Here is a 1097-nt window from a genome sequence, read left to right on the forward strand (position 1 = left end):
TGGTGATCTTCTCCGGCGAGAAGATGCGCGACATGGGCTTCGACGATCCCGCGTTCCTTGGTACCTCCCAGTGACCAGCCCGACAGTTCGGCCCCAACCGTGCCCATAGGGGCGCCTGATCAAGAGGTTCGGTTGTGTCGCCGCGCCCGACCGGCGGCAGATGAACGCATGCGGGACCGCTCGCGCACGCCTTTTCGGATGGCCGAGCCGGTCGGGCCACGGCAATGCTCAGGGCCGATCACCAGAATGTTGGACGCGTGGCTCGCCACGACCACCCCGCAACCACGATTGGCGAGGATCAGACCATCGACAACTCCGACACGATCGCCCTGTGGCGGCCCACTGGGCAGGCCGAACTTGACCTCCTGGCGGCTTCGGGGTGGCGGGCTTGGCCACCACGCCTGGCGGACCAGCCGATCTTCTACCCCGTCCTCAACCGCTGGTACGCCACGAAGATCGCCCGCGAGTGGAACGTCCCCGCCGAGGGTGTCGGCTACGTAACCCGGTTTGACGTCGAGCGGTCGTACCTGGACCGTTACGAGGTTCACCAGGCCGGTGGCCGCGACGTGCTGGAGTACTGGATCCCCGCCGAGGAGCTTGCCGACCTTAACGCCCACATCGTCGGCGCCATCATCGAGGAAGCCGAGTACCGCGGCCCAGTGAACGACCACGAGTTCACCAACGCCGACAAGGCCCTGGGCCGGTCTCTGCCGGCCGCTTGGCGAACCTACCTCCAAGGTGAGTCGTGGTTCCGACGAGGTTGGATGTCCAGCGGAGCCTACGTTTGGCTCAACTCGCCACGCGAGATGCTCGAGCTGCATGACGCATGGGACCAAGCCACCGATGAGCATCCCGGCATCGCGATCATCGGCGGTGACGGCTCACGTGAACAGCTTGTGCTCGACCTGCGCAGCGACCCTGCACCGGTTCTACTGGCCGACATCACAAGCAGTGGCTGGGAAAGCGCGGTCCGGCAAGCCGACGATGTCAGCCAACTCATCGACCGCATCGAGGCGGGCACCTTCGAGTTCAACTTCGAGGATTAGCGGACATCGGCGGGCATGATCGACCGCGCACCTCGCGGCAGATCCGTGCAC

The 1097-nt window shown here is 65.4% G+C and carries 1 pseudogene; it reads left to right on the top strand.

Going from position 1 to position 1097, the window contains the following annotated elements:
* Positions 1 to 305 precede the first annotated feature (305 nt).
* Positions 306 to 653: pseudogene (locus KBX63_RS34835) on the top strand (ADP-ribosylation/crystallin J1); the annotation flags it as partial.
* Between the last annotated feature and the right edge of the window lie 444 nt (positions 654 to 1097).

This window comes from Micromonospora sp. U21 (genome assembly GCF_018070045.1).
GTDB lineage: Bacteria > Actinomycetota > Actinomycetes > Mycobacteriales > Micromonosporaceae > Micromonospora.